Raw genomic sequence first — 23,166 nt, 5'->3', positions numbered from 1 at the left:
TTGGAAGGGGTTAGCTACCGTCCTCGGCGGCCGCCGGCGCCTGGCCAGCGGCCTTGCGACGCAGCAGCTTGGTCAGCCTCCACATCGTCGGGCTGTTCTTGACGACGGCTTTCAGCCTGGCGCTTTGCCGCAGCCCCAGCGCCAGTGCGCGGCCTTTCGACGTCAGCGGAACCAGCACCTCGAAATGCTGCGTTTCGATATCGCACCATAAACGCTTGTACGGCTCGTCGCCGACCGAGAAATCATAGACCTCGAAACCCGCCTCGCAGGCTTCCTGGATATTGTCGAAGAACAGGAAGTCGCCGGGGCTGGTGTGGGCGAGGTCATCCTCGGCGATCGCGCCGAACTCGCAGATCAGGCGTTTGCCCGCGCGGCTCGATCCGGTCACGGCGCGAAGCTTGCCGGCAACCTCGAGCCCGTGCAGCACGAAGGAGGGCTTGTCCTCGGCAAGTGCCTCGGTGAACAAAGCACGGAAGAACGCGCGCACTTGATCGTCGCCGAAGACGTTGGCGATGCCCATCCTGCGGAAGCGGAATTCCTTCATCTCGAAAAAGCCGTCGAGCAGCCAGCCGACCTCGTCCACAGTCCGCGCCTCGATGCGCCGATGGCTGCCGATGGCCTCGAACTTGCGCGTCTGCGAACGGTGCTTCTTGCGTTTGCGCTTTCCGTTTGTGCGAGAGAGCAGTGCATCGAAACCGCCGGCCAGGTCGACGGCGAGCGACAGGTTCGGGCTGTCGAAATGATCGAACGAGGCGAGTGGGTTGGCTACGCCATCGAGGTCGGGCAGCAGGCGTTCGAAGGCGACGAGATCGATGTCGGGGCGAGCCTCGCCTATAGCCGCCAGGGTCGAACGAATAGCGGCGCTGTCCGCCCTGGCAAGCCATTGCGGGTCGGCGGCGACGAAATTGCCGTTGGCGTGGCGGCCGCCCATGAAGCGGGCAATACGGAATGGCCCATGGCCGACGACCTCCAGCGCCAGTGCGAAAACCGGCCTGCCTTCACAATTCAGCATCGCCACGACCGGGTCCGGCTCGACCTGCGCGGCCCAGTTGCGGATCCACGCCGCGCTCTGCGCCGGCGCGAACAAAGCTGAGCGGCAGAACGCGGCATAGGCCGCGAGCCCATCGGCGGAAGCGGTGGAAACCGACAGCCCGGCCGAGTCTGTCGGCGGCGCGCAGGGCGAGGCTTCGGTTGCCGCCAGGCGATTGCCGTCAAATGACGCGGCCGCGTCAACCATACCTCAATCCTTAGGGCGTATTGCTGCCGATTTGGGGCGCTCAGGCATATCCGTGCTTGGTTAGCCTAGGCGCAAAAGGTGAAGGAATGATCGACGGCGGGGAGGCAATCCGAAAGCTGGCGCTCAACGTCGCCCGCTATACCGGCCTCGCACCGCTGGCCAAACCGCTGGTCGGCGGTATTGGCGCCATCCTCATGCTGCACCGCGTTACGGCAAAGCCCGAAAAGCCCAATAGCGTCAACCGTCATCTCAACATTGCGCCTGGCTTCCTCGACGCCATGATCGCCGGCCTGAAGGCGGATGGCTACGCCTTCGTCTCGATGGACGAGGCGGTGGAGCGTATCGCGGCGCGCGGCAAGGGCGGCCAATTCGCCGCCATCACCGCCGACGACGCCTATCGCGACAACATGACCGAGGCTTTGCCGGTACTCGAAAAGCACGGCGCGCCGATCACCATCTATGTGGCTCCCGGGCTGATCAACGGCACTGCGGATCTGTGGTGGGACCTGGTCGAGGATCTCGTCAACGCGGGCGATCGCCTGACCCTGACGACGCCCGACGGGCAAACGACGATCGACTGCACCAGCCCGGCCAAAAAGCTCCAGGCCATCGCACGGCTGCACACCTATCTCACCACCGAGATTCGCGAGGAGGACCTGCGCGCCGTGCTGCGCGAACTGGCGCATGCGAACGGCGTCGACGCCGACCGGCCGCGCGTAGACACGCTGATGACCTGGTCGCAGATCCGCGCGGTCGCAGCGCATCCGCTGGTGACGATCGGCGCCCATACGATCAACCATAGTAATCTGAAGCGGCTTTCAGAAGCCGATGCGCGGCACGAAACCGTCGGGGTGAGGTCCATCCTGCGAGCCGAGCTGGGCAAGGAGCCGCGCCATTTCGCCTATCCCTACGGCTATGCCAGCGCCGTCGGCTGCCGTGAAGTGGGTTTTGTCCGCGATGCCGGCTACACTTCGGCCGTGACCACCCGCCATGGCGTGCTGCGCGCCGAACACGCCGGTTTCCTGCACGCATTGCCGCGCATCTCGGTCAACGGCCGTTATCAGAACCTCGCCCACATCCGCACCATGCTGTCGGGCGTGACGACGCCGCTCGCCAACGCCGGTAAGATGGTGGTCACCGTCTGACGGCGGCCGGCCACGGTTCAGCGCTTGGGTCGGGGCTCCAGCATCAGCCATTTGATGATGCCCATCGCCGGCAGCACCCAGAGCAGGCCGCTCAGCAGGAAGAACAGGAAATGCGTCCACGGGCCCGCCTCGGACAGTCGGGCGACCGCGAAGATCGATGCGACCAGCGCATAGATGATGACAAGCGCCACCAGCAGGAACATTCCGATCAGCTTTTTCAGGCGCACGGGCATGGTTGGCCTCCTGGAGCTGGGCGAAGGTGCGGCCCAGCTCAATGTGTCGGCTTCGCATAGAACCTGTCGCGAAGCTGCGCAACCCGGCAGACGCGGCGCGACGGCGTGCCGCGCCATCCGGTCTTGCATGCGGGAATGCGATGGTCCACCAATCCGCGACCTCAACCTGCCGGGAAAATCCATGGCCGCCATTACTGCCGCGCCTTACGAGGCGCGTGACCGCGATCTGCACAACCGCGCGCTGGTGCGTGGCTGGCTCTACGTCGTGCTTCTGGTGCTGTTCGCGCTGGTGCTGGTCGGCGGCGCCACAAGGCTCACCGAGTCCGGCCTGTCGATCACCGAGTGGCAGCCGATCCACGGCGTCATCCCGCCGCTCAACGACGCAGAATGGCAAGAGGAATTCCAGCGCTATCAGCAGATCCCGCAATATGCCGAGCTCAACAAGGGCATGAGCATCGAGGCATTCAAGTCGATCTTCTGGTGGGAGTGGGCACATCGTCTCCTGGCGCGCAGCGTCGGTCTGGTCTTTGCCTTGCCGCTGCTGTTCTTCTGGGCGGCGCGCCGTATCGAGCGCGGACTGGGGCCGAAGCTGGTCGGCATCCTGCTTCTCGGCGGTCTGCAGGGCGCCATCGGCTGGTGGATGGTCGCCTCGGGCCTGGTCGACCGCGTCTCGGTCAGCCAGTACCGGCTTGCCACCCATTTGACGCTTGCCGCGTTGATCTTCACGGCCACTATGGTCGTCGCGCGCGGACTGGCGCCGCATTCGGAGCCTGCGGCCGATCGCTCGACCCAGAAACTGGCTGGTTTCATAGTGCTTCTGGCGCTGATCCAGATCTATCTCGGCGGTCTGGTGGCCGGGCTCGACGCCGGCCTGAGCTACAACACCTGGCCGCTGATGGACGGTAAGATCATCCCCGGCGATTTGCTGATCCTGGAGCCGGCATGGCGCAATTTCTTCGAAAGCCCCAAGACGGTGCAGTTCGTGCACCGGATCGGCGCCTACACGGTGTTCGTCGTCGCCCTGTGGCACGTGATCGCCACGCGTCGCCGTCTGCCCGGTTCAACGCATGCCCGCCGCGCGACGCTGTTGTTTGCCCTGGTGCTGGTGCAGGCCTCCATCGGTATCGGCACGCTGTTGATGCATGTGCCGCTGCACTTGGCGCTGGCCCATCAGGGATTCGCGTTGATCGTGCTGGGGTTTGCCGCCGCGCATTGGCGCGGCACCAAGGGCGCCTATCCCTTGCCCCACGAGATCGCCGTCGGGCGCTGAGTCTCGCAGGTCACGTCTAGAACGCCCGACTGCGCCTTGTCGCCGTAGAATTCCGCCTGACGCAAGGCGGCACGGATCAGAAGCCGAGCCGTACCGTTCGGATCGCTGCTGCCACCGAGAGTTCGCGGTTCTCCTCGACCGCGTTGTCGTCCTCATGGTGCCACGAGGCCGACAGGCAGCCATAGGCGATGGCGTGATCCAGTATTGCCGCCGGCGTCTGGCGCAGCGTTCGCGCAAAGACTTCGGCCATCCCGGCAATCCGTGGGGGATCGAGACAAAGGTCGTCGCGATCAAGAGGGTTGTAGAACATGTTCGCGGCGTCGAAGCCGGGATCGCCAAAAATGCCCTTGGGGTCGATCGCCAGCCAGCCGCGCGGCCCGTGCAGGATGTTTTCGTGGTGCAGATCGCCATGCAGCGGCCGGATGTCGTGCGGATCGTCCAGCAGCCGATCGGCGATAGCGGCGGCCTCGACATAGATGCTGACATGGCCGGCGTCGCGGTCGGTCGCGGCTTTCTTGAACAGGCTCGAAAACCGTTCTCGAAGCGGCTGCAGGTCGGCCGGGGCAGGGTGGTCCGATGGCGAAAGCAGCTTTGCCATCACCTCGGCCGCGATTGCAGTCGCGGCATCGTCGCCCTGCTCATCGAGAACCTTGGAAAGCATGGTCTCCCCGGCATATTCGAGCAGCATGGAGCGCCCGTCGCGGCCCAGCAGCCGCACGGCGCCTTCGCCCCGCCGCCAGGCAAGGAAATGCTCGCCGCGCAACTCGTCCGCTACATCGTCGAATGGCTTCAGCGCCTTGACGATCGCCGGCGACCCGTCCTCGCGCCGCACCTTCCAGATGCGGCTCGAAAAGGTTTCGGCGATGAGCTCGGGCGCGCTGATCTTCCAGCAGTCCGGAAATGCCGGTGCCGCCATCAGAGACCGAGCATCAGGTCCATGTTCTGCACGGCGGCCCCCGATGCCCCTTTGCCGAGATTGTCGTAAACGGCGAGCAGCAGGGCCTGCGCGCGCTTGTCATTGGCAAAGACGTAGAGTTTCATGCGGTTTGTGCCGTTGTAGATTTCCGGATCGATCTCCGGAATGCGTTCCAGATGCGCATAGGGCGCCACTTCGACCACGCCGCCCTTGATGGCGGCGAAATGGTCGGCGATCGCTGCATGGAGTTCCGCACCGGTCGGCACATGGTCGAGACCACCGAGCTGCAGCGGCACCACCGTGATCATGCCTTGCGCGAAATTGCCCACCGCAGGCTGCATGATCGGATCGTGCGACAGTTTCGCATAGGCCCTGAGCTCCGGCACGTGCTTGTGCTGGAGGGTGAGCCCGTAGGGCAGGAATTCAGAGGCGTCCTCGCCCTTGGCGACATAGTCCTCGATCATCGGGCGGCCGCCGCCCGAATAACCGGAGATGCCGTTGACGGTGACCGGGAAATCCGCAGGCAGCAGGCCGGCGGCGATCAGCGGCCGTAGCGTCGCGATCGGTCCTTGCGGCCAGCAGCCAGGATTGGCGACGCGTTTTGCCGCCCCGATCTTCTTCGCCTGCTCCTTGTCCATCTCGGCAAAGCCATATTCCCAACCTTGCGCGACGCGATGCGCGGTCGATGCATCGATGACCCTGGTGGTCTCGTTGGAAATCAGCGAGACACTCTCCTTCGCCGCATCGTCCGGCAGGCACAGGATCGCAACGTCGGCGGCATTGAGGAATTCGGCTCGCGCCGCCGTTTCCTTGCGGCGCTCGGCAGGAATTGAGATGATCTCCAGGTCGCCGCGCTCGGCAAGCAGCGCCCGGATCTGGAGGCCGGTGGTGCCGTGCTCGCCGTCGATGAAGATTTTCGGTTTCATTGGCTGATCAAATTCCCTGATATCGAAAACTATATGCCGTTGCCTTGACTCACGGCGGCGCCGTTGTGGCTGCCGTTGTTCAGCTCTTCGAGCCGTGCTTTCCGCTCGGCCAGCAGGCCGAGATACTGCATGGCGATCATCGAGCCGGCAATCGCCGTTATATCGGCGTGATCGTAGGCCGGCGCAACCTCCACGACATCGGCCCCGACAATATCGATCTGGTTGAGCTGGCGCAGCGTCGACAGGATCTTTGCAGAGGACGGCCCGCCGGCGACCGGCGTGCCGGTGCCAGGTGCATAGGCAGGATCAAGGCAGTCGATATCAAAGGTGAGATAGGTCTTCTTGCCGCCCGTCCTGTCGACGATGGCGTAGGCGATGTCGGACGCACGCATCTCCTCGATCTCGTGACCGTAGAGGATCTTGATGCCGAACGTGTCGGGCGCGTGGGTGCGGATGCCGATCTGGATCGAGCGGTCGGGATCGATAATGCCTTCCTTGACCGCGCGGCCGACGAAGGATCCGTGGTCGATGCGTTTGCCGTCATCCTCCCAGGTATCCTGGTGCGCATCGAACTGCACCAGAGCGAGCGGGCCATGGATTGCGGCATGTGCCTTGAGCAGGGGCCAGGTGACGAAATGGTCGCCGCCCAGCGACAGCAGGAAAGCACCTGACTTCAGGATCTTGGCCGCCTCGCGTTCGATCGTCCCCGGCGTCTTCTGGTGGTTGCCGGTATCAAGCAGACAATCGCCATAGTCGACCACCGCGAGGTGCTCGAACAGATCACGCGAAAAGGGATATTGCGGATCATTGTCGAGGATTGCCGAGGCGCGGCGGATCGCCTGCGGCCCGAAACGCGCGCCGGGCCGATTGGTGACGGCGGCATCGAAAGGGATGCCCCAAACCACAGCGTCCGCGCCTTTCACATCCTTCGTGTATCTGCGTCGCATGAACGACAGCGCGCCGGCATAGGTCGGCTCCAGCGAAGCACCCGTTTTTGAGCGGGCTGTGAAGGCATGGTCGATGTTCTTGTTCGCCATTACGGATCCTTGGTTTTCATCGGGGTGCAACAACTACAGAACCGGCACGCAACATGCCAGTCACAGCTTGGGGAAACGAAACGGCGCGGCCGCGGTGCCGCCGCGAGACAGGATTGTATCATCATGACGCAGACCGCGTTTCTTGATTCTCCCCATGGCGCGGCGTCGATCCAGGCCGGCACGGTGGCGGGTGAGCGGTTCCTGGTTCTCGATTCGTGGCGCGGCATTTGCGCCCTGCTGGTGGCGCTGTTCCACTTCCCGACCGGTTCGACGATCTCGCAAAGCGCCTTTGTCGGTTCGTCCTATCTGTTTGTCGACTTCTTCTTCGTTCTCTCCGGTTTCGTCATCGCCAGCTCCTATGGCGGGCGGCTGAACCAGCCGCGGGAGGTTGCACGCTTCGCGCTGGTGCGCTTCGGCCGCATCTATCCGCTGCACCTTCTCATGCTCGCCGGTTTTGCCGGTTTCGAGCTGCTGCGGCTGATGCTGCCACAGTTGCATGGCGCCGGTGCCGCTCCCTTCACCGGCGGCTTCAGCCTCGAGAGCCTGCTTGCCAATCTGCTGCTGCTCCAGGGGGTCGGTTTCGAGGATCAATTGACCTGGAATGCGCCAAGCTGGAGCATTTCGGCGGAGTTCTTCGCCTATCTGTTGTTCGCCGGCGTGGTCCTCACCGCAGGCGCGCGGGCCTGGGTGTGGTTCGTCGCCGCCGCCATCACCGCGCCACTGTTCCTGCTTGGCTTCTCGACCCACCATATGGATGTGTCCTTCGATTTCGGCTTCATACGCTGCCTGTACGGCTTCTCGCTCGGCGCCTTGCTTGCCTGGTTCCAGCATGATTCCATTGCAGGCGCGCGACAGGCGCTTGCCCGGACCGGTCCGCTGCTGAGCTGGACCCTTGCCGAAATCGTCATGGCGGCTGTCATTGTGCTTTTCGTAGCGCTGGCGGGCGACAATGATGCCGGGATCGCAGCACCGCTGGTGTTCGCGCTGGCGCTGTTTCTCTTTGCTCACGAGGGCGGCTGGATCAGTGTCTTTCTGAGAACCCCATTCATGCTGACGCTCGGCGCGCTGTCCTACTCGATCTACATGGTCCACATCTTCGTCCAGGCGCGCATGATCAACGTCGCCGGCCTTGTCGAGCGCAAGCTCGGCCTCGATCTTGTCGGCGACATCGTCTTGCGCGGAGAGCCGGCGACCGGCTTCGGCGCCGGCTGGGCGGGGGACGTTGCGATCCTCGTCATGCTCCTTGCTACGATAGGTGTCTCCTGGATCACCTGGCGTTTCGTCGAGATGCCTGCGATGGCCTGGTTCCGCCGACTGTCGAAACGCATCTGAGGCGACATATCACGGCAACCGCTAGCCGGCTTCGTTCACCTAGACGTCACGGGCATCGCCTATTCCCGGTTCGATCCGGAATGGAGCGATTCTCGATGCGGACCTTCTGGCCGAGCCTTCTGTTTTCAGTCACGCTGGCGGCTTCCGCCAGCCAGTCAATGGCGGGCGAAACCCGTGCGAGGCAGATCCTCGACCGCTTCGAACATGCCAACCAGTGGCGCGACCACGTCATGGTGGCCGCGCATCGCGCCGGCAGCATGCAGGCCGGCAAGACGCTCTATGCGGAAAATTCGCTCGCCGCCGTCGACGGCTCGATCGCGATCGGCGCCGAGATCGTCGAGGTCGACATCCGGCGCTCGAAGGACGGCGAGTTTGTCGTCATGCATGACAGCTGGCTCGATCGCACCACGACCTGCAAGGGTGAGGTGGTTAAGTACACGCTGGCCGAACTGAAGAGTTGCCGGCTGGTGATCGAAGGTACGGGCGCCGTAACCGACGAGACAGTCTCGACGCTGCGCGAGATGCTGCTGGCGACCCGCGACAAGATCCTCATCAATCTCGACAACAAGCTCGAGGTTGGGGACCTGTCGGGTATGGTCGCGGTGGCGCGAGATCTCGGCATGGCCGACCAGGTCATCGTCAAGGAAAACCTGTGGAACCAGACCAGGATCGCTACGGTGAAGACTGCCATGGAAGCGGTCGGCGGCGGCGTCCACTTCATGCCGATCATCGCCGACGACGCAGTGCATGACGCCGGTTTCGCCGCGACGGTCGACCATGCTTTTGCGCCGCGCGCGATCGAGCTGATCAACTGGCGCGCCGGCGCGGAGACGTTGACCGAGACTGGCGGGCCGCTGTTCAGCACGCGCATGCGCGCGGCCGCGGTGAGGGGCGACTGGCACATCTGGGCCGACACCTACGCCATCGTCAACAAGCCGGGCGGCTTCCTTGCCGGCGGCCGGGGCGATGAATTGGCGGTTCAGGCGAACCTGCCGCGTGAGGCCTGGGGCTTCTGGGCCGATCGCGGCGCCACCATCATCCAGACCGATGAGCCGAAGGCGGCGATAGGCTGGCTCGCCGCGAACGGTTTTCGCGTGCCCTATGCCGGGACGGGCGAACGCGTCGAACCTGCCGCGACCGCCAGCATCAATTGATTTGCCGCGGCTGAAGTTCCGGCCTGGTTGTCGCAGGCCGGCGCCTGCTGACGCAACGGTGTCAGCGGAAACCCGTTATCCATGGGCATGCCCGATACCATCGTTCTCAAGCGCCCTGCCGCCTATGCCGCCACCGTTGCTGCGACCAGCCTCGGCTTCGTGGTCGTGCAACTCGATGTCTCCATCGTCAACGTCGCGCTGAACAGGATCGGTACTGGGCTGTCGATGGGGATCGGCGGCCTGCAATGGGTCGTCGACGCCTACACGCTTGCCTTCGCCTCGCTGCTGCTCGCCGGCGGCGCGCTCGGCGACAGGGTCGGCGCCCGCCGCGTTTTCGTTGGCGGCATGGCGCTGTTCAGCATCGCTTCGCTGGTTTGCGGCCTGGCTCCGAGTGCCTGGTTGCTGATTGCGGCGCGCGCTGCACAAGGCGCGGGTGCCGCTTTGCTGATGCCGTGTTCGCTGGCACTCCTCAATCGCGCCTACGCGTCCGACAAGGCGCGCCGGGCACGCGCCGTGGGGCTGTGGACGGCGGCGGGCGGCATCGCGCTGTCGGCAGGGCCGGTGCTCGGCGGCTTCATGGTCGCGTCGCTTGGCTGGGCCAGCATCTTTCTGGTCAACCTGCCCATTGGCGCTCTCGCCATCTGGATGGCTTATCGGTTTCTGCAGGAGACGCCGCTCAAGGCCAAGCGGCCGCCGATCGACTGGATGGGGCAAGGACTTGTCGTGCTGGCGCTGTTTTCGCTGACCGGAGCCTTTATCGAAACCGGTTCGTGGGGCTGGATCTCAATGCCGGTCATTGGCGGACTGGTGTTGGCTGTGGTGGCCGCAAGCCTGTTCCTGCTGGTCGAGAGCCGTACGAGGGCGCCGATGTTTCCGCTCGGTCTTTTTGCCAGCCGCGTGCCGGCTGTGACGAGCCTCGTCGGACTGGCGGTCAACCTGACGCTCTATGGGACGATCTTCATGCTCAGCCTGTATTTCCAGCAGGAAAGGCATTTTTCTCCCGAAATGACGGGTCTCGCCTTTCTGCCGTTCATGGCGGCCGTCACCGTGTCGAACATTGCCGCCGGGCGCCTTGCCGCGAACCATGGCCCACGATTGCCTATGGCGATTGGCCTGTTCGTCGCAGCAGCCGGTTTCGGACTGATGGCGCTGATCGAGGCCGATACATCCTACCTGTCGCTGCTGTGGCGCCTGCTGTTCCTGCCGGTCGGCATAGGCCTTGCCGTACCGGCCATGACCACCGCGCTCTTGTCTTCCGTTCCGGCGGAGATGTCGGGAACGGCATCGGGCGTGCTCAACACCGTGCGCCAGTCGGGTGGCGCGATCGGGGTGGCGCTGTTCGGATCCGCCTTGGCGGTGGGCACGGTCGAGGGCATGCAACTGGCATTCCTGGCCTCGGCGCTCGCGGTGGCCGGCTCGGCACTTTGCGCGTTCCTGTTCATCCGCGACTCCGGCCATTCCGCTCGATAGTGATGCGCAATGCAAAAAGGCCGCCCGGAGGCGGCCTTTCGATTGTGAAGCTGCGGTGCGCTTAGCGCTTCGAGAACTGGAACGAACGACGGGCCTTCGCCTTGCCGTATTTCTTGCGTTCGACGACGCGGCTGTCGCGGGTCAGGAAGCCGCCCTTTTTGAGCACGGCACGCAGCGCCGGCTCGTAATAGGTCAGCGCCTTTGAGATGCCGTGACGCACAGCGCCGGCCTGGCCCGAAAGGCCGCCGCCGATGACCGTGGCGACGATGTCGTACTGGCCCGAGCGGTTGGCGGCGATGATCGGCTGGTTGAGGATCATCTGCAGGACCGGACGCGCGAAATAGGTCGCGAATTCCTTGTCGTTGATGACGATCTTGCCCGAACCCGGCTTTACCCAAACGCGCGCGATGGCGTTCTTGCGCTTGCCGGTGGCATAGGCGCGGCCCGACTTGTCGAGCTTCTGGACATGGACGGGTGCCGCGGCCTGCGTATTGGTGTTGCCGGTGGCGGCGCCCAGTTCTGCGAGCGAGGAAAGCTCAGCCATCTTATGCGACCTTCTTGTTCTTGGAATTCAGCTTGGCCACGTCGAGGACTTCTGGCTGCTGGGCGACATGCGGATGCTCGGCACCTGCATAGACGCGCAGGTTCTTCATCTGGCGACGGCCGAGCGGGCCACGCGGAACCATGCGCTCAACGGCCTTCTCGACGACACGCTCGGGGAACCGGCCTTCAAGCAGTTGGCGCGCGGTGCGCTCCTTGATGCCGCCGGGGTGCCCGGTGTGCCAATAATAGACCTTGTCGGTGAACTTCTTGCCGGTGAACACCACCTTGTCGGCATTGATGACGATGACATTGTCGCCGTCGTCCACATGCGGGGTGAAGGTCGGCTTGTGCTTGCCGCGAAGATGATTGGCGATAACGGTGGCGAGACGGCCGACGACGAGACCTTCGGCGTCGATCAGGATCCACTTTTTCACCACATCCGCAGGCTTCTGCGAAAAGGTTGTCATGTTTTCTGCTTTCGGTTCGGACCTTCCCCAATCCACAAACGATAAGGAAGGCGTTTCTTGTTGCTTGGATTGGCGAAAGCGTTTGCCCGCCGCCAATAACAAAACGGCGGCCTTTCCGGGCCGCTGCTTCGTGAGGGCTTATAGGGGAGGGCGAGGATCACGTCAAGGTGAGTGAGAAAGCGGATGTCAAAGAAAGTATAGCGAAAACAAACGCTTGGCGTAAAGGTATTATTTTACCACATCTTGTGGGGACTGCGCACCTGGTTTGGTGAGTGCTTGCCTCGATTCCCTTGCGGGCCGCGCTCGAAAGTGACGTTAGCCCTGACGACTGCGCTGTCATTGTCGATGAACGGCACCGAGACGAGATAGCCCCATTTGGCAAGCGACTCGCAAATATCAGGGAGGGCGACAATCATTTCGTGGCCAGGGATACGGGGGAAGCGGATACCGAAAGCGCTGTCAGTCTCTTTTTCGACTAGCGGGAATGGTTCTCCATCTCAGCCTCCGGCATGCCTATTGGTTCAATCGCTAAGATCGTTGCGGCGGGATCGAATAGGTGCCGGTCGCATGTGCAACCGTTTGTCCCTCCGGGCCGGCGACGATGTCGATATCGAACACCATCAGGCTTCTTCCAAGCTTGAGAATCCGGCAATGGCCCTCGACCGCCCCGGCTTGCGCCTTGCGCACGAAGTTGATGTTGAGATTGGTGGTGACCGAGAGCGCGTCCGGGCCGGCATGAGAGAGCACGCAGGCATAGCCGCCTATGTCGGCAAGCGTGAACAGCGACGGGCCCGACACCGTGTCGCCGGGGCGCAGGTGCCGCCCGGAGGCGTTGAGCCGAACCGTGCAGCCGCCGGGAAACACGTCGAGCACCTCATAGAAGCGGAACTGCTCGTTGAGCTGCGGATAGACGCTATTCATCAACGTGTTGGTTTCGGCCGCGGTCAGCACGGGCGTCAGATTGCTTTGGGCGGGCATGGGCGGTTTCCTATATGAAATGTGAGAGCTTCGGGCGAGGGATGCCTGGGCCAAATGTTGCCATGGAGAAAACACGCCGCGCGGCTGTTCTTCAATCGGCAGCATGCTAGTTCTTTTGCTCCATGGCCCGCCAAGCGGGCAGACAAAGAGGTTTCATATGGCTGAAATCGTCGCCATCAAGCCGGCCGCCGAAGGCCCCGTCCTTGCCAGCCTCGACAAGGGCGTGCTGCGCCTGACGCTTGCCAATCCACCCGCTAACGCGCTTTCCCTGGCGGTTATGGCGGCGCTGACGGAGGAACTGGACCGCGCCAGGGCCGACAAGGCCGTTCGCGTCATAGTGCTGTCGGCGGTCGGCAAGGTATTCTGCGCCGGCCACGATCTCAAGGAGATGACAGCGCGCCGCGCCGACGCCGATCGCGGCAAGGCCTTCTTCGAAGAGACGTTTGCCGCCTGCGCCACGCTGATGCAGGCGATCGTGCGCCACCCCAAGCCGGTGATCGCCGAAGTCGATGGCCTGGCCACCGCCGCCGGCCTGCAGCTTGTCGCCAGTTGCGACCTCGCCATCGCCTCGCATGAGGCGACCTTCTGCACGCCGGGCGTCAACATCGGCCTGTTCTGCTCGACGCCGATGGTGGCGCTGTCTCGCAACGTCTCGCGCAAGCCCGCCATGGAAATGCTCCTGACTGGCGAAACCATCGATGCCGCGACCGCCAAGGAGTTCGGCTTGGTCAACCGCGTCGTGCCGCGCGAGTACCTGAATCAGATTGTCAACAAATACGCGCAAACTATTGCTTCAAAATCATCTTCGGTGGTGAAGACCGGCAAGGAAGCGTTTTACGCGCAGGCCGAGATGGGGCTGGCGGATGCCTATGCCTATACCGGGCGGGTCATGGTCGAGAACATGCTGGCGCGTGACGCCCAGGAGGGCATCGGCGCCTTCATCGGCAAACGCAAGCCGGAATGGACCGACGAATAAGGACGAAAGTCATGGAGCCGCGCATCTCCATCATCACCATCGCCACCGACGATCTCGATCGTGCGGTGCGCTTCTACGAGACGATGGGCCTGAAGCGCCATGCCGGCATCACCGATGGCGTCGCCTTCTTCCAGATGGGTGGTGTTATACTCGGCCTGTTCCCGCGCGCCAGCGCCGAGGAGGATTCCGGCATCACCTTCGCCAAGGGGCCTTCCGCCGTCTATCTCGCCTACAACACCCGCTCCGATGCCGAAGTCGACGCGGTGCTTGCGATGGCTGAAAAGGCCGGCGGCCGCATCGTCAAGCCGGCAGGCCGTGCCTTCTGGGGCGGCTGGTACGGCTATTTCGCCGATGCCGACGGACATGTCTGGGAAGTGGCGCACAACCCGGCCTTTCCGATCGCGGAAGACGGCACCATCTCGCTGCCCGATTGATGGCTTACCGCAGGCAGTTGACGCGGCTCAAGGCGCCCTATCTCAAGCGCATTCTGCTCGATTCCGAGCGGGTGACCGATTGGGAAAAATACCCGTGGAACCTGCCGCTGTTTCGCGGTCATGCCTTCGAACTCGAATTCACCACACCGATTACCATCATCGTCGGTGAGAACGGCACCGGCAAATCGACATTGCTCGAGGCGATCGGCGCGCTCGCCGGTTACGACGAAGCCGGAGGCGGCAAGGGCTACCGGCCCGTCGACCATTCCGGCGCCATCGACAAGAGTGGTGCCGCGCTGGCAGACACCTTCCGTGGCCATTGGTTGCCAAAAGTCACCGCCGGCTGGTTCTTTCGCGCCGAATCCTTCTACTCGGTGGCTCGCTATCTCGACCAGGTGGCCCTGGAAGATCCGTTCAAGCCACCTCCGCCCGACTTTCTGTCCTGGTCGCATGGCGAAGGGTTCATCCGCTTCTTCGAGGAACGTTGCCGCAGGCAAGGCATCTACATCCTCGACGAGCCCGAAAGTGCGCTGTCTCCATCGCGCCAGATCGAACTTCTCAAGATGCTGCGGCGCATGGACCGGTCGGGCACCGCGCAAGTGATCATGGCGACGCATTCGCCGCTGCTGATGGCCTGTCCCGGCGCCCGGCTGTTCCGCATCAGCCGGTTCGGGTTAGATTCGACCGATTTTCGGGATACGGACCACTTCCGCATGATGCGCGATTTCAGCAATGATCCTGATGGCTTTCTCGCCGAGGCGTTGTATGAGGACGAGCCATGAATCACGATAGCTACGACAACGCCTACATCGCCGGCATCCTCAATTCGGTGAAGACCATCGCCATGGTCGGCGCGTCTGCCAACGATGTGCGTCCAAGCTATTTCGTGTTGAAATACCTGCTGGCCAAGGGGTTTGAGGTGTTTCCCATCAATCCGGGCCATGCCGGCAAGCAGATACTCGGCCGCACGGTCTATGGCAGCCTTGCCGAGATTGCGCAGCCCATCGACATGGTCGACATCTTCCGCGCCTCGGCGGCGGTGCCCGGCGTTGTCGACCAGGTGCTGAAGGTCGATCCTCTGCCGAAAGTGATCTGGATGCAGCTCGGCGTGCGCCACGACGAGGCCGCCGCGCGCGCCGAAGCCGCCGGCATCAAGGTGGTGATGAACCGCTGCCCCAAGATCGAATATGGCAAGCTGTCCGGCGAGATCGGCTGGACCGGGGTCAATTCCGGTGTGCTGTCGTCGAAGAAGCCGCTGATGCGGTCGGGGTTCCAGAGTTTCGGCGTGCGGCAAAAATAGACAAGGGGAAGGCGCAAAATTATTCCGGCAGGAGCCGCATTTTCCTGCTGCGTGGTCGAAGATGAAACGCCGAAGGGTATTTTCTTCTTTGCATTCGTGGTCCAGCTTGGCCAAGAATGGCCGGCGAATTTCAGAAGTTTGTTCGAGGGAGGTTTCAGTGACCCGCACGCCCGGTTTCAACACGCTCGCCGTCCATGCCGGCGCCAAACCCGATCCGGCCACCGGCGCGCGCGCCACGCCGATCTACCAGACGACCTCCTTTGTCTTCGACGATGCCGACCATGCCGCCTCGCTGTTCGGGCTGAAGGCCTTCGGCAACATCTACACCCGCATCATGAACCCGACGCAGGCGGTGCTGGAAGAGCGCATAGCGGCGCTCGAGGGCGGCACGGCCGCCCTAGCGGTCGCATCCGGCCACGCCGCCCAGGTAATCGTGTTCCACAATCTGTTGCAGCCGGGCGACAATTTCGTCGCCGCCAACAAGCTCTATGGCGGTTCGATCAACCAGTTCGGCCATGCCTTCAAGAACTTCGGCTGGGAGGTGCGCTGGGCCGAAGCGAACGATCCGTCAACCTTCGAGAGCCAGATCGATGACAAGACCAAGGCGATCTTCATCGAGAGTCTGGCCAATCCCGGCGGCACCTTCGTCGATATCGAGAAGATCGGCGACATCGCGCGCAAGCATGGCCTGCCGCTGATCGTCGACAACACCCTGGCCTCACCCTACCTGATCCGACCGATCGAGCACGGCGCCGACATGGTCGTCCATTCGCTGACCAAGTTCATTGGCGGTCACGGCAACTCGATCGGCGGCGCCATCGTCGATGGCGGCACGTTCGACTGGTCGAAATCAGGGAAGTACCCGATGCTGTCAGAACCGCGCCCCGAATATGGCGGCCTGGTGCTGCACGAAACCTTCGGCAATTTCGCCTTCGCCATCGCCGCGCGCGTGCTTGGCCTGCGCGATCTCGGCCCGGCGATCTCGCCGTTCAACGCCTTCCTCATTCTGACGGGCCTTGAAACCTTGCCGCTGCGCATGCAACGCCACTGCGACAATGCGATCACCGTCGCGGGCTGGCTGTCCAACCATCCCAAGGTGGCCTGGGTCAACTATCCCGGCCTTCCCAGCGACAAGAACAACGCCCTGCAAAAGAAATACTCGCCGCAAGGCGCCGGCGCGGTCTTCACCTTCGGCCTCAAGGGCGGTTACGAGGCCGGCGTCAAATTCGTCGAAGCGCTGGAGTTGTTCTCGCACTTGGCCAATGTCGGCGACACCAAGTCCTTGGTCATCCATCCGGCGTCGACCACGCACCGACAACTGTCCGACGAGCAGAAGGTCAAGGCGGGTGCGGGACCGGACACGGTGCGGCTGTCCATCGGCATCGAGGACGTCACCGACATCGTCGCCGACCTCGAACAGGCACTCGCCAAAGTTTGATCTATTCTCTCCCTCGTTGGAGGGTCGGCGCAAAACGCCGGGGGTAGGGTGAGCCGGCCCGGGGCCGGTTCTTTCATGGAGGCAAATCCTGTCCGCGCATTACCTGACGATATCGACGGACTCTGTCGACGCCGAAGAAGGCGCGCCGGCGCCCGATCGCCTGATCTCGGGCGATCCGAAATTCCGCACCTGGAATGTCGAGGAGCGCGAAGGCGGCCTTTATGCCGGTATCTGGGAATCCACTCCGGGCAAGTGGCGCATCGTCTACGACGAATGGGAATTCTGTCACATCCTCTCCGGCGTTTCGGTGATCGAAGAGGAGGGTCACGAAGCGCGCACCGTCAGGGCCGGCGACAGCTTCGTGCTGCGGCCTGGCTTCAAGGGAAGCTGGGAAGTGCTTGAAATCACCCGCAAGGAGTATGTGATCAGGCTCTGATCACTTTGCTGCGCGCTGCTCACAGCCCAGGCCTGCGCTCCTTCAGAAGCCGACGGTGAGCTTTTCCAGCCCGTGGAAATGATACGTGTCGCGGAAGCTTGGGCTTTCGGCAAGACGGAGCTTTGGGTGCCGCTCGAACAAGGTTCTCAGCGACACCTGCAATTCGAGCCTGGCCAGGGGCGCGCCGATGCAGAAATGGATGCCGGCGCCGAACGACACGTTCTTCTGGTCGGCACGATCCGGCCGGAAGGCCCGCGGCTCGGCAAAGGCATGAGGGTCATGATTGGCCATGCCAAGCAGCAGACCGATCGTCTGGCCGGGCTGCACGACGATCCCGGGAGCGATTTCGATCTCCTGGTAGGCGTAACGCGTGAACATGTGCAGCGGCGCGTCGAAGCGCAGGCATTCCTCGACAGCGGCCGCGGTTGCCTCGGGTGAGGTGAAGAAACGGCGCGGGTCGCCGCCTTGCGCAAGGATCGTGCGCACCGCATTGCCGGTCTGGTGCACGGTCGCTTCGTGGCCGGCATTGAGCAGCAGGATCGCCGAGGACACCATTTCGTCTTCCGACAGTTTTTGGCCTTCCTCCTGCGCCGAGATCAGCAGCGACAGCAGGTCGTCGCCGGGATGCTTGCGCCGCTCGGCGATGGTGTCGCGCAGGAAATCGGCGAAATCCTTGGCCGCGCGATTGGCCGTCTCCTCGGTCTCGCGGGTGCGGCCATGCACGTACATGGCGACCATTCGATGTGACCAGTCGAGCAGTTGCGGCCCCATTTCGACCGGCACGCCGAGCATCTCGGCGATGATGGTGATGGGCAGGGGAGAAGCGAAGGCGGGCAGCAGGTCGACTTGCTTGCCCGGCTCGAAACGGTCGATCAGTTCGTTGGCGAGCGCCTCGACACGCGGCCGCAGCCGCTCGACCTGGCGCGAGACGAAGGCCCGGTTGACCAGTGTTCGAAGCCGCGTGTGCGCCGGCGGCTCCAGTTCGAGCATGGAATTGGCTTCGATGCCGTCGAATGCCCTGAGATGTGTCCTATCCCGGCCGACCCCTCGACTGTCGGGAATGCCTGCCGGGTTCTGACGGCCGAAGCGGCGGTCGCGCAACAGCTTGTTGACATCGTCGAAGCCGCCAAAGCACCAGAACCCGAATTCTTCCCAGAAAAAGGCGTTCGATGCATCGTGCAGGAACGCGTAGGCCTCGTACGGATCCTGGAAGAAAGCCCGCTCGTGCGGGTCAAGCCTCAGGCGACGGGTCGCTGGATCAAAGGCGAGGTAGGATGGCGTCGATTTGGTCATGCCAGACCAATAGCGCGGCTTGCCAGCCTGGTTCCAGACCGTATGTTGGCGCCCGCAATCCAATGCGTTGAGCCAGCCGCAACGGCTGCGGAAAGTCTGATTTGATGAATGTGATCGTTGTCGGCGCGGGCATCGCCGGTCTCTCCACCGCATGGTCGCTGGTCAAGGCCGGCCATAGCGTTTCCATCGTCGAGCAGGGGCTGATCCCCAATCCATTGGCGGCATCCGGCGACCATCACCGCATCATTCGCCGTGCCTACCGGGCCGGGACCGGCTACGGCCGGCTGATCAGCGAGGCCTATGAAGCCTGGGACGAGATGTGGGCCGACCTCGGCGAGAACCACCTCGATTCCAGGGGCTTTCTCTGCGTGTCGCGCGAACCGGGCGACGAAGCCGAGGAATACCGGGAAGGGCTGGAGGAGGGAAACTATCCGTTCGATCTGCTGGAACCCGATGCCGCGGTCGAACGCTGGCCTTTCCTGAAGCCGGGCTCGTTCCGCTACGCCTATTTTTCGCCGGAAGGCGGCGCGCTGCATTGCCGCAAGATCGCGTCCGGCCTGGCCAAGTGGCTGCGCGCCAACGGCGCCAACGTCTACGAGAACAGCAGGGTGACTGCGGTCGACCCCGAGGCAGGGCATATCGTGCTCGCGTCCGGCGAGACAATGCAGGCCGACCGCATCGTCGTCGCTGCGGGCGCCTGGGTGTTGAAACTGTTCCCCGAACTCGGCGGCCAACTGAAGACGTACCGAACCGCGCTCGCCTATGTCGAACCGCCGGAGGACCTCAAGGCCGTCTGGGAAGTTGCGCCCGTGGTCCTCGATGTCGGCGGCAAGACCGACGGCTACATGATCCCGCTGACCCGAGGTGCCGGCATGAAATTCGGTTCAGGCCTGCACAGGGTGCCGACCAGCGACGCCGACTGGAACCGGCAGCCGGTGCCGGGCGAGGGCGAGGCGATCCGCAACCTGTTTTCGCCGCCGATCGACCGCATCGAGGAGTACGAGGTGACCGAAGTGGTCACCTGCGCCTACACATTCACGGACGACGAGAAATTCCTGGCGCATGAGACGGGCAAGTGCCTGATCGTCTCGGCCTGCTCGGGCCATGGCTATAAATTCGGCGCGGCGGTCGGCCGGCGCGTGGCGGCGGCTGTCGACGATGGCGATATTGCCGGCCTGAAACGTTGGCTGCGAGCCGAAATCGCCTGAATTCAGTCCTGGCAATGCCTTGGAATATGCACGCGCCGCCAGCCGGATGAGCCTTCGCGCACCAGCACGCGCCGCGGGACGGTCTGGTAGGCGGCGGGAATGTCGATGACGCGCCTTTGTTCCGGTCGCACCAGCACCTCCTCGGCGATCCTGTCATATTGCGCCGGAATGACGACGCGCTGTGTGCGCTCCGGCCGGACCACCACCGTTTCGGCGACGCGTTCATAGCGCGCCTTGTGCCGGACCTTGCACAGCACCTTGCGGCCGTGGATGACGCGCCATTCCCAGGAATAGCCGCCATCGTCGACCTTGACTGTGTGATAGACGGTGCGGGTGATTGCGGGCACCACCTCATAGGTCACCTGTGCCGGAACGGTCATCACCACGCGCTCGCGCGTGCCGTAGATCGGCGCTCCATAATCGACCTGCTGGCTGGGCGGGCTGACCATCACGTCCTCGTACACCGTGTCATAGACATCAGGCGTGCGGACCGGCTCATAGCATTCGACGGCGCGGCCGCCCGCGGCCGTCTGCGAAATCGAGCCGAGCATGGTCAGCCCGGCCATGGCGAAGCATGCGGTTTTCCTGGACATGACATTCCCCCTGTTGAACCGCGGACACAAGTTCAACGTTGAATTGTAGGGGAAGCGGTTCGCCAGGAAAGCGGTTTCGGCGCATTTCGTTAAGCGAAGCGGTTAAGAAACTGCTACCTGTCGTCTGCCGCAGGTGCCGTCGCGGGCCTGCGGAAGCATCCGCGGCTGCGAATCTTGGCTGGAAAGCTTGATTCGACTTACCCAGATGGCTAGGACGGGTCGGCCTTGCACAAGGATGAGCCGGCATCCTATTTACGCAATAACGATCCAGAACCGATTCTGCCCGAGTTGCCAGCATGTCCGGCGCCGGAATCCCACCGCGAGACAAGAGATAACGAATGAAGAACCCCGTCGAAACCTACATGAACCTCGTTCCGATGGTGGTCGAACAGACCAATCGCGGCGAGCGGGCCTACGACATTTTCTCGCGCCTCCTCAAGGAGCGCATCATTTTCATCACAGGTCCGGTCGAGGACGGCATGGCGACGCTGGTCTGCGCGCAGCTCCTGTTCCTGGAAGCCGAGAACCCGAAGAAGGAAATCAACCTCTACATCAATTCGCCCGGTGGCGTCGTCACCTCGGGCATGGCCATCTACGACACCATGCAATTCATCAAGCCGGCCGTGTCGACGCTGTGCATCGGGCAGGCGGCCTCCATGGGCTCGCTGCTCCTGACCGCCGGCCACAAGGACATGCGCTTCGCCACGCCGAACGCCCGCATCATGGTTCATCAGCCGTCCGGCGGCTTCCAGGGCCAGGCGTCCGACATCGAGCGTCATGCCCAGGATATCATCAAACTGAAGCGCCGCCTCAACGAGGTGTACGTCAAGCACACCGGCAAGAGCTACGACGAGATTGAAAAGACGCTCGACCGCGACCATTTCATGACCGCGGACGAGGCCAGGGACTTCGGCCTGATCGACAAGGTCATTTCGTCGCGCGAAGCGGCCGAAGGGGCGCTGGCATAACGGCATATTGGCAGTTGGATGGCGGCATCACGCGCTTTTGGCGCGTCTTGCGGCATTTCGGCCACAATTGGCTGTTCCCTCGACGATCGGGATTGCCTACGTTAAGGCTATGTTGATTTTCGACGGCTTAGCTTTGTGTGGGGTTGCTGCGAATCATTGCCACGTTTTCTGATTTGTGTTTCGTACGGAATACGTTGCGGGAGCCGGGATACTGGCGGCGGCGGATTCCCGCGATAAATAGAGTATGCGCCCTTTCAGCCAGACCATCGGCGGGCGGCCATGAAAGGACATGAAAATGAGCAAAGTCGGCAACAACAGCGGCGATTCCAAGAACACGCTTTATTGCTCGTTTTGCGGCAAAAGCCAGCATGAAGTGCGCAAGCTGATCGCCGGCCCGACGGTCTTCATCTGCGACGAATGCGTCGAGCTGTGCATGGACATCATCCGCGAGGAGAACAAGACCTCGATGGTGAAGTCGCGCGAGGGCGTGCCGACCCCGCAGGAGATCCTCAAGGTTCTCGACGACTACGTCATCGGCCAGCCCTACGCCAAGCGCGTGCTCTCGGTGGCCGTCCACAATCACTACAAGCGCCTCGCCCATGCCGGCAAGAACAACGATGTCGAACTGGCCAAGTCCAACATCCTGTTGATCGGCCCGACCGGTTGCGGCAAGACGCTGCTGGCGCAGACGCTCGCGCGCATCATCGACGTGCCCTTCACCATGGCCGATGCCACGACGCTGACCGAGGCCGGCTATGTCGGCGAGGATGTCGAGAACATCATCCTGAAGCTGTTGCAGTCGGCCGACTACAATGTCGAACGCGCCCAGCGCGGCATCGTCTACATCGACGAGATCGACAAGATCTCGCGCAAGTCCGACAACCCGTCCATCACCCGCGACGTGTCGGGCGAGGGCGTGCAGCAGGCGCTGTTGAAGATCATGGAAGGCACTGTGGCCTCCGTACCACCACAGGGCGGCAGGAAGCACCCGCAACAGGAGTTCCTGCAGGTCGACACCGCTAACATCCTGTTCATCTGCGGCGGCGCCTTCGCCGGGCTGGACAAGATCATCTCGGATCGTGGCCGCAAGACCTCGATCGGCTTCGGCGCCACCGTGGCATCACCCGAGGATCGCCGCACCGGCGATGTCTTCCGCCTTGTGGAGCCAGAGGATCTCTTGAAGTTCGGCCTCATTCCCGAGTTTGTCGGCCGTCTGCCGGTCCTGGCGACGCTGGAAGACCTCGACGAGCCGGCGCTGATCCAGATCCTGACCGAGCCGAAGAACGCACTGGTCAAGCAATACCAGCGGCTGTTCGAGATGGAGAATGTCGACCTGACCTTCCACGAGAACGCATTGTCTGCCATCGCCAAGCGCGCCATCGAGCGCAAGACCGGCGCGCGCGGCCTGCGCTCCATCATGGAAGCGATCCTGCTCGACACCATGTTCGAATTGCCGGCGCTCGAAGGCGTGCGCGAAGTGGTGATTTCGGAAGAAGTGGTGACCGGCAGTGCCCGGCCGCTCTACATCTATTCCGAACAGAAGGAAAAGAAGGGCAATGTCAGCGCCTGACATGCCACTTGGCCCCATATTTTTGTGGAACGGCGCCCTCGGGGCGCCGTTTTGCCATGAGGGGCATGCGAGCTTCGCGAGGGAATGGAAAGCCGGCGATGTTAACTCTTGATCTTTGGCCCTCTGGCATCCACCTATCACGAGAAGGCCGAGGTGCCCGATTTCTGTGCTGTAAAACTCCCGTCACAAACGGTGGTAGGCGGAACGATCCCCGGTCGTTAATATAAGATTCGCGGTTGGCC

At 63.0% G+C, this 23,166-nt stretch carries 24 protein-coding genes; 14 read left to right on the top strand and 10 right to left on the bottom strand.

The annotated features are described in order from the left end of the window. Nucleotides 1-10: 10 nt before the first annotated feature. Nucleotides 11-1,237 carry a GNAT family N-acetyltransferase gene (locus tag FJ964_RS03345; RefSeq protein WP_140549058.1) on the bottom strand — a complete coding sequence of 409 codons (1,227 nt, stop codon included), beginning with the start codon at nt 1,235-1,237 and terminating at the stop codon, nt 11-13. Nucleotides 1,238-1,323: 86 nt separating this feature from the next. Here FJ964_RS03345 and FJ964_RS03340 point away from each other — a divergent pair, with 86 nt between their 5' ends. Then, a complete protein-coding gene (locus FJ964_RS03340; protein ID WP_140549057.1) occupies nt 1,324-2,382 on the top strand; it encodes a polysaccharide deacetylase family protein in 1,059 nt (352 codons plus the stop codon). Between the two features lie 17 nt (nt 2,383-2,399). On the opposite strand, the gene FJ964_RS03335 is transcribed toward FJ964_RS03340, so the two are convergent. After that, nucleotides 2,400-2,615 carry a DUF2842 domain-containing protein gene (locus FJ964_RS03335; protein ID WP_140522178.1) on the bottom strand — a complete coding sequence of 72 codons (216 nt, stop codon included), beginning with the start codon at nt 2,613-2,615 and terminating at the stop codon, nt 2,400-2,402. 181 nt (nt 2,616-2,796) lie between these two features. Here FJ964_RS03335 and FJ964_RS03330 point away from each other — a divergent pair, with 181 nt between their 5' ends. Next, a complete protein-coding gene (locus FJ964_RS03330; RefSeq protein WP_140549056.1) occupies nt 2,797-3,885 on the top strand; it encodes a COX15/CtaA family protein in 1,089 nt (362 codons plus the stop codon). Between the two features lie 76 nt (nt 3,886-3,961). Here FJ964_RS03330 and FJ964_RS03325 read toward each other — a convergent pair whose 3' ends face one another. Genes FJ964_RS03325 through speB form a run of 3 tightly spaced genes read right to left on the bottom strand, consistent with a single transcriptional unit; the run spans nt 3,962 to nt 6,764 of the window. After that, nucleotides 3,962-4,804: an aminoglycoside phosphotransferase family protein gene (locus FJ964_RS03325; RefSeq protein ID WP_210243359.1), complete on the bottom strand. Its 843-nt coding sequence runs from the start codon at nt 4,802-4,804 to the stop codon at nt 3,962-3,964. Next, complete coding sequence (gene argC, locus FJ964_RS03320; protein ID WP_140549054.1) at nt 4,801-5,727, bottom strand: N-acetyl-gamma-glutamyl-phosphate reductase; 927 nt, start codon at nt 5,725-5,727, stop codon at nt 4,801-4,803. The genes FJ964_RS03325 and argC overlap by 4 nt, the downstream gene beginning before the upstream one ends. A 29-nt stretch (nt 5,728-5,756) precedes the next feature. After that, the gene (speB, locus tag FJ964_RS03315; protein ID WP_140549053.1) at nt 5,757-6,764 is read right to left on the bottom strand and encodes an agmatinase; all 1,008 of its coding nucleotides are present in this window, start codon (nt 6,762-6,764) and stop codon (nt 5,757-5,759) included. Between the two features lie 123 nt (nt 6,765-6,887). On the opposite strand from speB, the gene FJ964_RS03310 reads away from it, so the two are divergent. The 3 genes from FJ964_RS03310 (at nt 6,888) to FJ964_RS03300 (ending at nt 10,720) form a co-directional block, all read left to right on the top strand. Then, nucleotides 6,888-8,096 carry an acyltransferase gene (locus FJ964_RS03310; RefSeq protein WP_140549052.1) on the top strand — a complete coding sequence of 403 codons (1,209 nt, stop codon included), beginning with the start codon at nt 6,888-6,890 and terminating at the stop codon, nt 8,094-8,096. Nucleotides 8,097-8,191: 95 nt separating this feature from the next. Next, nucleotides 8,192-9,250, top strand: coding sequence for a glycerophosphodiester phosphodiesterase family protein (locus FJ964_RS03305; protein WP_140549051.1), 1,059 nt, complete (start codon nt 8,192-8,194; stop codon nt 9,248-9,250). Nucleotides 9,251-9,331: 81 nt separating this feature from the next. Further along, entirely contained in the window at nt 9,332-10,720 is a 1,389-nt protein-coding gene (locus tag FJ964_RS03300; RefSeq protein WP_224713230.1) for an MFS transporter, read from the top strand. Between the two features lie 61 nt (nt 10,721-10,781). Here FJ964_RS03300 and rpsI read toward each other — a convergent pair whose 3' ends face one another. The 3 genes from rpsI to FJ964_RS03280 all read right to left on the bottom strand — a co-directional run bounded on the left by rpsI (nt 10,782) and on the right by FJ964_RS03280 (nt 12,708). Beyond that, on the bottom strand, nt 10,782-11,264 hold the full coding sequence (rpsI, locus tag FJ964_RS03295; RefSeq protein ID WP_140549050.1) for a 30S ribosomal protein S9: 483 nt from the start codon (nt 11,262-11,264) through the stop codon (nt 10,782-10,784). A 1-nt stretch (nt 11,265) separates the two neighbouring features. Then, complete coding sequence (gene rplM / locus FJ964_RS03290) at nt 11,266-11,730, bottom strand: 50S ribosomal protein L13 (RefSeq protein ID WP_010915638.1); 465 nt, start codon at nt 11,728-11,730, stop codon at nt 11,266-11,268. Nucleotides 11,731-12,258: 528 nt separating this feature from the next. Then, nucleotides 12,259-12,708, bottom strand: a complete 450-nt coding sequence (locus tag FJ964_RS03280; protein ID WP_140549049.1) for a PaaI family thioesterase — start codon at nt 12,706-12,708, stop codon at nt 12,259-12,261. Between the two features lie 157 nt (nt 12,709-12,865). Between FJ964_RS03280 and FJ964_RS03275 the strand changes: the two genes are divergently transcribed. From FJ964_RS03275 to FJ964_RS03250, 6 genes are all read left to right on the top strand, one after another. Next, nucleotides 12,866-13,684, top strand: coding sequence for an enoyl-CoA hydratase (locus FJ964_RS03275; protein ID WP_140549048.1), 819 nt, complete (start codon nt 12,866-12,868; stop codon nt 13,682-13,684). A gap of 11 nt (nt 13,685-13,695) precedes the next feature. Beyond that, entirely contained in the window at nt 13,696-14,118 is a 423-nt protein-coding gene (locus tag FJ964_RS03270; RefSeq protein WP_140549047.1) for a VOC family protein, read from the top strand. Beyond that, nucleotides 14,118-14,900, top strand: coding sequence for an AAA family ATPase (locus FJ964_RS03265; protein WP_140549046.1), 783 nt, complete (start codon nt 14,118-14,120; stop codon nt 14,898-14,900). The genes FJ964_RS03270 and FJ964_RS03265 overlap by 1 nt, the downstream gene beginning before the upstream one ends. Beyond that, the gene (locus FJ964_RS03260; RefSeq protein ID WP_140549045.1) at nt 14,897-15,418 is read left to right on the top strand and encodes a CoA-binding protein; all 522 of its coding nucleotides are present in this window, start codon (nt 14,897-14,899) and stop codon (nt 15,416-15,418) included. Before FJ964_RS03265 ends, FJ964_RS03260 begins: the two co-directional genes overlap by 4 nt. Nucleotides 15,419-15,575: 157 nt before the next feature. Beyond that, entirely contained in the window at nt 15,576-16,856 is a 1,281-nt protein-coding gene (locus tag FJ964_RS03255) for an O-acetylhomoserine aminocarboxypropyltransferase (protein WP_140549044.1), read from the top strand. An 85-nt stretch (nt 16,857-16,941) separates the two neighbouring features. Continuing rightward, on the top strand, nt 16,942-17,292 hold the full coding sequence (locus FJ964_RS03250) for a cupin domain-containing protein (protein ID WP_140549043.1): 351 nt from the start codon (nt 16,942-16,944) through the stop codon (nt 17,290-17,292). A gap of 42 nt (nt 17,293-17,334) precedes the next feature. Here the strand turns inward: FJ964_RS03250 and FJ964_RS03245 are convergent, their stop codons facing one another. Continuing rightward, the gene (locus FJ964_RS03245) at nt 17,335-18,585 is read right to left on the bottom strand and encodes a cytochrome P450 (protein WP_140549042.1); all 1,251 of its coding nucleotides are present in this window, start codon (nt 18,583-18,585) and stop codon (nt 17,335-17,337) included. A 104-nt stretch (nt 18,586-18,689) separates the two neighbouring features. Here FJ964_RS03245 and FJ964_RS03240 point away from each other — a divergent pair, with 104 nt between their 5' ends. Continuing rightward, nucleotides 18,690-19,793, top strand: a complete 1,104-nt coding sequence (locus FJ964_RS03240) for an FAD-dependent oxidoreductase (RefSeq protein ID WP_140549041.1) — start codon at nt 18,690-18,692, stop codon at nt 19,791-19,793. Between the two features lie 2 nt (nt 19,794-19,795). Here the strand turns inward: FJ964_RS03240 and FJ964_RS03235 are convergent, their stop codons facing one another. Next, a complete protein-coding gene (locus FJ964_RS03235; protein WP_140549040.1) occupies nt 19,796-20,386 on the bottom strand; it encodes a hypothetical protein in 591 nt (196 codons plus the stop codon). Between the two features lie 338 nt (nt 20,387-20,724). Here FJ964_RS03235 and FJ964_RS03230 point away from each other — a divergent pair, with 338 nt between their 5' ends. Both FJ964_RS03230 and clpX read left to right on the top strand, forming a co-directional pair. Continuing rightward, nucleotides 20,725-21,354 carry an ATP-dependent Clp protease proteolytic subunit gene (locus FJ964_RS03230; RefSeq protein WP_140549039.1) on the top strand — a complete coding sequence of 210 codons (630 nt, stop codon included), beginning with the start codon at nt 20,725-20,727 and terminating at the stop codon, nt 21,352-21,354. A 295-nt stretch (nt 21,355-21,649) separates the two neighbouring features. Further along, on the top strand, nt 21,650-22,924 hold the full coding sequence (gene clpX / locus FJ964_RS03225) for an ATP-dependent Clp protease ATP-binding subunit ClpX (RefSeq protein WP_140493939.1): 1,275 nt from the start codon (nt 21,650-21,652) through the stop codon (nt 22,922-22,924). Nucleotides 22,925-23,166: the final 242 nt, after the last annotated feature.

The organism is Mesorhizobium sp. B2-3-2 (genome assembly GCF_006442295.1).
Classification (GTDB): Bacteria; Pseudomonadota; Alphaproteobacteria; order Rhizobiales; family Rhizobiaceae; genus Mesorhizobium.
Note: the sequence above shows the minus strand (reverse complement) of the source record. Positions and strands in the feature narration are given on the sequence as shown.

Coding starts and splice junctions, on each gene's coding strand:
- rplM (WP_010915638.1), bottom strand. CDS start 11,730: ATGACAACCTTTTCGCAGAAGCCTGCGGATGTGGTGAAAAAGTGGATC.
- rpsI (WP_140549050.1), bottom strand. CDS start 11,264: ATGGCTGAGCTTTCCTCGCTCGCAGAACTGGGCGCCGCCACCGGCAAC.
- FJ964_RS03260 (WP_140549045.1), top strand. CDS start 14,897: ATGAATCACGATAGCTACGACAACGCCTACATCGCCGGCATCCTCAAT.
- FJ964_RS03265 (WP_140549046.1), top strand. CDS start 14,118: ATGGCTTACCGCAGGCAGTTGACGCGGCTCAAGGCGCCCTATCTCAAG.
- speB (WP_140549053.1), bottom strand. CDS start 6,764: ATGGCGAACAAGAACATCGACCATGCCTTCACAGCCCGCTCAAAAACG.
- FJ964_RS03275 (WP_140549048.1), top strand. CDS start 12,866: ATGGCTGAAATCGTCGCCATCAAGCCGGCCGCCGAAGGCCCCGTCCTT.
- FJ964_RS03270 (WP_140549047.1), top strand. CDS start 13,696: ATGGAGCCGCGCATCTCCATCATCACCATCGCCACCGACGATCTCGAT.
- clpX (WP_140493939.1), top strand. CDS start 21,650: ATGAGCAAAGTCGGCAACAACAGCGGCGATTCCAAGAACACGCTTTAT.
- FJ964_RS03340 (WP_140549057.1), top strand. CDS start 1,324: ATGATCGACGGCGGGGAGGCAATCCGAAAGCTGGCGCTCAACGTCGCC.
- FJ964_RS03300 (WP_224713230.1), top strand. CDS start 9,332: ATGGGCATGCCCGATACCATCGTTCTCAAGCGCCCTGCCGCCTATGCC.
- FJ964_RS03235 (WP_140549040.1), bottom strand. CDS start 20,386: ATGTCCAGGAAAACCGCATGCTTCGCCATGGCCGGGCTGACCATGCTC.
- FJ964_RS03335 (WP_140522178.1), bottom strand. CDS start 2,615: ATGCCCGTGCGCCTGAAAAAGCTGATCGGAATGTTCCTGCTGGTGGCG.
- argC (WP_140549054.1), bottom strand. CDS start 5,727: ATGAAACCGAAAATCTTCATCGACGGCGAGCACGGCACCACCGGCCTC.
- FJ964_RS03330 (WP_140549056.1), top strand. CDS start 2,797: ATGGCCGCCATTACTGCCGCGCCTTACGAGGCGCGTGACCGCGATCTG.
- FJ964_RS03245 (WP_140549042.1), bottom strand. CDS start 18,585: ATGACCAAATCGACGCCATCCTACCTCGCCTTTGATCCAGCGACCCGT.
- FJ964_RS03280 (WP_140549049.1), bottom strand. CDS start 12,708: ATGCCCGCCCAAAGCAATCTGACGCCCGTGCTGACCGCGGCCGAAACC.
- FJ964_RS03310 (WP_140549052.1), top strand. CDS start 6,888: ATGACGCAGACCGCGTTTCTTGATTCTCCCCATGGCGCGGCGTCGATC.
- FJ964_RS03240 (WP_140549041.1), top strand. CDS start 18,690: ATGAATGTGATCGTTGTCGGCGCGGGCATCGCCGGTCTCTCCACCGCA.
- FJ964_RS03230 (WP_140549039.1), top strand. CDS start 20,725: ATGAAGAACCCCGTCGAAACCTACATGAACCTCGTTCCGATGGTGGTC.
- FJ964_RS03345 (WP_140549058.1), bottom strand. CDS start 1,237: ATGGTTGACGCGGCCGCGTCATTTGACGGCAATCGCCTGGCGGCAACC.
- FJ964_RS03305 (WP_140549051.1), top strand. CDS start 8,192: ATGCGGACCTTCTGGCCGAGCCTTCTGTTTTCAGTCACGCTGGCGGCT.